The organism is Ruixingdingia sedimenti, from assembly GCF_031432425.1.
Taxonomy (GTDB): Bacteria; Pseudomonadota; Alphaproteobacteria; order Rhodobacterales; family Rhodobacteraceae; genus Ruixingdingia; species Ruixingdingia sedimenti.
Genome location: NZ_JAVKPH010000072.1, coordinates 1 through 7,247, shown reverse-complemented (window position 1 = coordinate 7,247; position 7,247 = coordinate 1). Strand labels below are relative to the sequence as shown.

The window sequence follows — 7,247 nt, the reverse complement described above, 5'->3', positions numbered from 1 at the left end:
GGCTCGGCCTGCGCGCCTCCGAACAGCCGCCCGACGATCCCGCCGAGGCCGCCCACATCGTCCAGCGTGGCGTAGTTCGTCCCCAGGAGCTTGTTCTTGACCGGGTTCTTCCACGCCAGTTCGGTGTAGAGCCCCATGAACTCCTGCGCGAACGACGCCAGCGCACCCTTCAGATCGCCCTTGAGCAGCGCATCGATCGGCCCGTCGATCATGCCCTCCGCCGCCCGGTGCACCTTGTCCCAGGCGTCGCGCTGCCGCTCCAGTTCGGTCGTCAAGTCGGCGGCGGCGCGGGCGCCATCCCGCATCATCTCAGCTTCTAGGCTGCCGACCTCGTAGCCCATCCGGCGGGCCTGCATTTCGGCATCGTAGACGGCCAGCGCCCGGGCGCTGGCGGCCTCGCTGCTGCCCGCCAGCGCAATTTCCAACTGCAGCCGCGCGATCTGGTCATCCTGGGCCCGCAGCGCGTCCTGCAAGGCCCCTTGTTGTTCGGACAGGGCACGACTGCGAACAAGAGCGGCCTGAGCCGCCGCCTCGGTGGCGTCCGCACCCTCGGCGATCGCGCGGGCATATTCACGCTCTGCCTCGATCGCCGCGCGGCTGATCGGGTCCGGCGCGAGCCGGGCGGTGGCGTCGTAGCGCGCCAGCATCCGCTGCGTGTCGAGGTCGTATTCCCGCTGGCGCCGATCGCGCAGGATCCGCGCCTCGGCCTCGGCCATCGCTTCGGCGCGCCGGGCCGCAGCAGCCTCGGATTTCGGGTCGAGATCCATGTCGAGGATGCGTTTCTCGACATCGTGAGCGGCCTGGGCCCGGATCCGGTCGGCCGCAGACCGGCCGATCAACTCGGTTTCCAGTCGCAGATCCGCCAACCGCTGGCGGGACGCCTCGGCCTCGTCCTGGCTGGCGGCATCCTCGCGGGCCTTGGTCAACCGCTCGTAGGCCGCCTGGAGCCCGGCGATCACCTCTTCCAACTGTGTTTTCTCATCGCCCTCGGCCCGGGTAGCAGCGGTGATCAGTGGCCGCAGCGCCAGTTCGCGATCCAGCCATTCGTCGGCGCTGGCGGCGGTCACGGCCCCACTGGCGCGCAACGCCAGCAGCCGTTCGCGAGCTGCGGCCTCCTCCTGCATCGACGCAGCCTGGTTCGAGGAAGCGGCCAGCGTCTCGCTGAGTGCCTGCCGACGCGCGCGCTGCGCATCGGCGAGCCAGTCCTCGAATGGCGTTCCCTTGCCATAGCCGTCCATCAGCGCCTTCAGGCCGGCGAGTTCGGCGCGGCGCAGCGGGTCGCGCTCCGTTGCGATCTGCAAATCGAGCCGATCCAGCGTCAGCGCCCGCTCGCGCCGGTTGATCAGCGCGTCGAGGGCGCGGCTCTGGCTCTCGATCGCGCGGGTGATCTCGGCACGGGCCTCGGCCGAGAGATCGTCTGCCGCCAGACCGGCGCGCATGGCGGTAATATCGTCAGCAAGCGTCCGTTCCTGACGGATGTTGGTGTTCGCAGGGGCGCGGGCAGCGGCGACGCCGGCGAGGATACCGAGCCTGCGCCCCTCCTCCTCAGGGCGGCCGGCCAGAGCTGCCTCGGTTTCAGCGGCTTGCCGCGCTGCGCGTTTCGATGCCACCTCCCGAGCCGTCGTCGGCGCCGCGAGGATTGAGACCCAAGGGTTAGCCGAGATCGCCGGCATCCCCTCCCAAGCATCGTCTACCATCCGGCCGAAGCTGTCCCAGATATTTCCGAAGCGCCGACTGGTGCCGGATACCGATCGCCCGATCGCGCTCTGCGCTTCGGCTGCATCTGCGAGCCTGGGCTTGATGGCGTCCAGCAGCACGGCCTGTGCTTCGTAGAGCCGGTTTTGGGCTTCGAGGCGCTGGATGCGCTCGACGTCCTGGGCGAGGATATAGCCACCCTCCTTGCGAAGCCTCTCGGCTGTCTCACCCGGCGCCGAGAACGCCTTGACCAGCGCCACGCCGACGGCATCGGCCTCGATGCCCATGGTGGCGCCGAAATCCTTCGATATCCCAGCGATACCACCGAAAAGGTCGGGGCTGATCATCCCAGATCCCGCCAATTGCGAGATCAGGTCGCGGGCAGCGGATCGAGACAGCGTTCCATCTTGTGCCAGGTCATCGGCGGTGGCACCGATCATGCCGGCGCTGACGCCCAGCCGCCGGCCGCCAGTCGCCGCAGCCAACTCGGCGGCCTTGAGCGAGCGGACATACCGCTCCCAGGCCATTGCCCCGCCGATCACCGCTGCGGCGGTGCCGCCCATCAGCACGCGCGTTGCGGTCAGCTGCTGGCCGACATAGCGCAGGGTATTGCCGACGCCACCGAAAATGTCGACGATCTGCGGACCCTGCTGCATCAGGATCATCATCGGCGGCATGCCGAGGACAACGCCCTGGAACAGGTCGCTCATCTGATAGCTGAGGTTGCGGGCCTCATGCGCCTGGAGCCGGATCGCCCGGGTTGCTCCTGCGAAGGCCGCATCGCCGCGGCGGATGCCCTCCGTCGTCCGGTCGTAGGCCACGCGCAGACGCTGCTGCGCGGCCGCCGCCTCGGTCTTGGTAATCGCCCCCTCGGTCTCTGCCTTGGCCACCAACGCCAGTTCTTGCCGGTATTGCTGGAGCGCCGCGAAGGCGGGCTCGACCTGGGCGCGCAGGGCAGCCTGTTCCGCCGTCATGGCCCAAGGGCTGACCGCGGGGGAGGTCGGGATGCCGCCGCCCGGCATCGGGTTCGGGATCCCGCCCCCCGAGGGTGCCCCCGGCACGGTGCCTCCGACCGCCCGCTGCGCGGCCTCACGGGCCTTGCGTTCGGCTTCGGCCTGCTCCCGCGCCGCCTTGGCTGCATCGCGCCGGGCATCGGCATTCTTCCGGGTCGCGGAGGTCTCGCGATCCACCACCGGGATCGCGGTCTTGGTCTCGTCCGTTACACGCGCAACAGCGCGTTGCACCTCGGCCGCGCCAGCCTTCGCCTCGGACACCCCGCCGAGCTTGATCAGAAGCGAGAAAACAAACTGCCGGACGCTCACGGCTGATCCTCCGCGAAAACTTCAAGCGCCGCGGCCTCCATGATCTGGAGATCGGCAAAAACCGCATCCGGCGCGCCCTGCCGACGCAGCACCACATCGACGGCTGGATAGTCGAGGCCGAGCCAGATCACGCCCGCCAGCGTGGCCACCGCCCGCCACTGCGTCTCGCAGGCCAGGAATGCACAGACGGAGGACCAGTTGACGGGCATGACCTCGAAACCTTCGGGGGCCGCCGGCGCGGCGGGGATCGCTCCGGGCGCGACCGGCGCGCCCAGGATCTCGAACTGGCGAAGCAGATCGGCGTCGAGCCTGACCGGCTCGCGGCTGTCGGCGCGGCCGAGGCGCGCCAGCGCCCAGGTCCGCGCCGCGGCCTTCAGTTTCCCGTTCGGGCCTCTTCACCCAGGGCCGACTGGTTCATGGCGGTCCAAACCCCGATCCGGAACCAGCTCATGCGCAGGGCCTCATCGAGCGTCTCGGGCGTGAACGGGACGGGTTTGCCGTCAGCCCCGTCCACGTCCCGCCAGCCGAGGATCCTGCTGGCAAGCGCCGCTCGCTCGGCCTTGGTCCGGGTGCGGGCACTGTGGATGGCATTGATCCGCTCGTGCTCTTCGATCGCCTCGTCCTGATCCTGCGGCAGCAGCAGCAGCTGGAGCGTCTGCTCCATGAGCTTGCCAGGGGCGTCGGGATCGGGGCGACGGACGGTGACGGGCCACCAGTAGGCGTCGGATTGGCCGAGGACGAAATTCATGGGAAGGGCTCCTGCACCGGGATTGAAGGGGGTGTTCAAAGGGGGGCGGGCTGTCCCCCTCGGGGTCAGCGGACGGTGATCACCAGCTCGTCCCGGCCGGCATCGGGACGCAGCATCAGCGGCAGCGAGTAGTTGATGATGCCGTTGGTCTCGCCCTGCGTCGGCTTGCCGATCTGGACCTTTGGCGCGGCGATCTCGACGATGTTGCCGGCCGTGGTGCCGTGGACCAGCGACAGCCCGCCGGTTGCGCCGGACCGCGCCTTGGCGAACCAGTCGATGGTGGCGATGTCGCGGGCCTCGACCACCGCCGTGCCGGTGGATTGGCGGTCGGAGATCAGGATCCGCTCGTCGCCGATCAGGTGCCGCGCCACCAGCTCGTTGCCGAGATCCAGTGCGAGGCTTTCGGCCACGGCGGTCCAGCCGTGCAGGGTCAGCACCGTATTGGCCTTGCTGACCACCACCGGAGCGGTCCATCCCGTCTGGGAGACCGCCGGCATCGATCCGACATCGGTCACCGCGCCCAGCAACCCCATATAGGTGACGCGGATTTTCGGGATCTGGCGGGCGGAGAAGTTGAGCGCGATGTTGGCTTGGCCGCCCAGGAACACGTGCCGGACCTTGTCGGCGACAAAGTAGAGCGATCCGCTCTCGGTTGCGTCCTCGACGATCGTGTATTCGACATCGACGCCGGCGGTCACGGTCGCGGCCATGCCGGCGGCCTTCAGGATGCTCCCGTATTTCGGGGCGGTCCCGGCCGTGCCCGACCCGGCGATCTCGATGTCGAATTCGATCCGGCCATATTCGGCCGTCAGGATCGTGCCCTGATGCCCGAGGTAGGGCAGCAGCAGGTCGCGGCGGACCTCCTCACCCTCGATCGGGGTAAAGGTGACGTTCGACCCGATCAGCGCATCGGCCGCGGCCGGGGTCGCATCGGTGCCATAGCTGCTCTCGGCCTTATGGAGGATGGCCAGCCGTTTGGCGCGACGGAATGCCATGTCAGCGTCCTTTCTTGCGAGGGGCGGGCTCGGGCTCGGCCGCCGGGGTTTCGGGTTCGGTCGCGGCCGAGGTGGCGGCGGCCGGGGCGATGGGGGCGCCCTCCACCGCAGGCGTCAGGTCGCCGGTGGCGGGGTCGCGGATGAAGGTGCCGCCGGTGGCGGGGCGGTCTCGCATGGTCAGGCTCCTGTCAGGATGCGGGTGCAGGCCCAGGTCTGGACGTAGATGCTGACACCCGTGGTCACGGGGCTGCTCTCGCCGCCCACCAACTCGAAGGGGTTGAGCGCGCCGGACGGCTCCCATCCGGCGAGCGCGGCTTCAAGGTCGGCCTTGTAGGTGTCGAACTGGAGCGCGCGGGCAGCGCCCATCAGATGGTCGTAGTGCCGGATGACGATGCCAATGGCGTAGACCGTCTTCACCACCTGACGGAAAGTCCCGGTGGCGTCCTGTTGCGGCTGCGCCTGCTCGCCCCAAGGCATGACGATGGCGGTACCGCTATCGACCAGCCCGGCGCGGTCCGTGAAGGTGTCGATGTCCTCGGCGATTTCGACGCCGCACCAACGGGCCGTCGGCAGTTGAGTTTCAAGGCGGGTCTTGAGCGCGGCCAGCATCACCACCCCTTGAGTTTCTGCGGGGTGAATACCTGGGCCGGATGGAGCCCCATCGTCTGGCCCGTGACGGCCACCGGCGGCGCATCGCCGGCGGCGACCGGCAGCGCGATCAGGCGTTTCACCACGTCCTCCAGCGCAGCGATGGCATCATCGTAGTCCCGTCTGACATGATCGGGCGCGCCATTGCGATGCAGGGCGTAGCGCGCGATCGACACCGCCCAGGGCCGCAGTTGCGGCGGGACCGAGGCCAGCGGCAGGTCATACCTGGCACCGACATATCCGTCGATCAGGTCGGACGCATCCCGGAGGGCCGGCCCGATCACGTCAGGATCGGGCACCCCGTCCCTGTCGCGGTCGGCGATCTGGAGGATCTCCGCATCGCCTGCGCGCTCGATCAGATCCGCAAGGGTGGCGTAGGCCATGGATCAGTCCTCGGCCGCATCTTCGGGCAGCGCGGCGCGGCCGGGCTGGAACACGGCGCGGTTGGCCGCCATGAAGCCCTGCTCGATGTTGGTGCGGGCGATCGCCAGCCAGCGGCGATCGATGGCGGGATCCTGGGCAAGCTGGTCGAGCTGGCGCAGGATGCGCTCTTCCAGCACCTTGTTCCCGTTGACGATCGCCACCGCCTTGTCCGACTGCGGCCGATAGCCGGAGACGGGCAGGCCGTGGTTCTTGGCGGGCGTGATCATAGTGGAAATCCTGACAGTGGGGAGGGTGTGCGGGGCGGTCGGCTGACCGCCCCGCACGAGGGGCCGGGATCAGCCCTTGGCCGCGCCACCACTCTTGCGGGTGGGTTTTGCGGCGGGTGCGGCGGCCGGGGATGAGGTTTCGGCCGCCGCCGCGGCGGGGGTGGTATCGGTCTGTTCGGCGAGGATGTGTTGCAGTTCCTCGACCCGCGCCTGGAGCATGTCGCGCTGCATCTCGGCCTCGATCGCCCGCGCCAACGCGGCGTTCTTCTCGGCTTCGACCGTGGCGACCACCTCTTCCAGGGCGGCATCCAGCATCGTCTCGGCCAGCACCTTGGCCGTGGCCGCCACCGCCGCCTCGAAATCGGCCTGCGTCATGGCGCCGACCGGGGTGCTAGCCGCGACGGCCCGGGTCGCATCCGGATCGGCCGCGATCACGCCTGCCGCCTCAAGATGGCGCAGCGTGACGGGATCGACATCGACCACATCGCCGGGGCGTTTGCGCGCGCCGCCGATCCTGGCCGGGCCGGAGAGGGTGACCTTCATCATGGCCGCCCCCTTACGCCGCCGGCGCGCCGGCGTTCTGGAACAGGAAGCCCGCGTCGGGCCCCACCAGATACGGCTTGCGCTCGGTCGTGGTCGGATAGATCCACGACTTGGTTTCGCGCGAGTAGTAGGGCGCCTCGACCTGCGGATAGCCCATCAGTTCGTAGGTGTAGCCATAGGACGGCACCATGAAGTTGCCGCCCGTCAGCGGCACCCAGGCGAGGATCGCATCATCGCCCCAGACATCGGTGGCCTTCGCCGTGTCGGGCGCGGTTTCCGGCAGGAAGACCGCATCACCGGCCACCACCTTTTCCAGCTCGAAATACGCCGCCAGCATATCGAGCGTGATCGAGTCCTTGGAGACGTACTTGAACTGCTCCTTGATCTTCGGGTGGTTCTTCAGCGCCTTGGCTGCCGAGGGGCCAAGAACGAGGACGTTCGGGCGCCGCCCGGTGTAGCCGCGGATGTCCTCCTTGGCATCGCCGATATCCTTGCCCGGATCCGAGTTGGCGCCGGTCCAGCGGTCAGCGCCGGTCAGCGCCAGCTTGTGGTCGGCATCGTAGTTCGCTGCGTTGCGCGCCAGCTGCGCGGCGTCGTATTCGAGCCCGAGGTCGACCGAATCCAGCACCATGTTGATGGCATTGGC

10 protein-coding genes are annotated in these 7,247 nt (G+C 68.8%); all 10 read right to left on the bottom strand.

All coding sequences use genetic code 11. The features are described from left to right. Positions 1 to 3,017: phage tail length tape measure family protein (locus tag RGD00_RS22655; protein WP_310459512.1), on the bottom strand; the 3,017-nt coding region annotated here is incomplete at its 3' end. Further along, complete coding sequence (locus tag RGD00_RS22650) at positions 3,014 to 3,226, bottom strand: DUF1799 domain-containing protein (RefSeq protein ID WP_310459511.1); 213 nt, start codon at positions 3,224 to 3,226, stop codon at positions 3,014 to 3,016. The genes RGD00_RS22650 and RGD00_RS22655, both read right to left, overlap by 4 nt. A 164-nt stretch (positions 3,227 to 3,390) precedes the next feature. Continuing rightward, on the bottom strand, positions 3,391 to 3,765 hold the full coding sequence (locus RGD00_RS22645; protein WP_310459510.1) for a hypothetical protein: 375 nt from the start codon (positions 3,763 to 3,765) through the stop codon (positions 3,391 to 3,393). Between the two features lie 65 nt (positions 3,766 to 3,830). Next, on the bottom strand, positions 3,831 to 4,760 hold the full coding sequence (locus RGD00_RS22640) for a phage tail tube protein (RefSeq protein ID WP_310459509.1): 930 nt from the start codon (positions 4,758 to 4,760) through the stop codon (positions 3,831 to 3,833). 1 nt (position 4,761) lies between these two features. Then, on the bottom strand, positions 4,762 to 4,935 hold the full coding sequence (locus RGD00_RS22635; RefSeq protein ID WP_310459508.1) for a hypothetical protein: 174 nt from the start codon (positions 4,933 to 4,935) through the stop codon (positions 4,762 to 4,764). A 2-nt stretch (positions 4,936 to 4,937) separates the two neighbouring features. Next, on the bottom strand, positions 4,938 to 5,369 hold the full coding sequence (locus RGD00_RS22630) for a phage tail terminator protein (protein WP_310459506.1): 432 nt from the start codon (positions 5,367 to 5,369) through the stop codon (positions 4,938 to 4,940). Then, positions 5,369 to 5,791 carry a gp436 family protein gene (locus RGD00_RS22625; protein ID WP_310459505.1) on the bottom strand — a complete coding sequence of 141 codons (423 nt, stop codon included), beginning with the start codon at positions 5,789 to 5,791 and terminating at the stop codon, positions 5,369 to 5,371. The genes RGD00_RS22630 and RGD00_RS22625 overlap by 1 nt, the downstream gene beginning before the upstream one ends. A gap of 3 nt (positions 5,792 to 5,794) precedes the next feature. Continuing rightward, entirely contained in the window at positions 5,795 to 6,058 is a 264-nt protein-coding gene (locus RGD00_RS22620; protein WP_310459504.1) for an Acb2/Tad1 domain-containing protein, read from the bottom strand. Between the two features lie 69 nt (positions 6,059 to 6,127). Next, positions 6,128 to 6,604, bottom strand: a complete 477-nt coding sequence (locus RGD00_RS22615) for a DUF7210 family protein (RefSeq protein WP_310459503.1) — start codon at positions 6,602 to 6,604, stop codon at positions 6,128 to 6,130. 10 nt (positions 6,605 to 6,614) lie between these two features. Then, on the bottom strand, positions 6,615 to 7,247 hold a 633-nt coding region (locus RGD00_RS22610; RefSeq protein WP_310459502.1), incomplete at its 5' end, for a major capsid protein.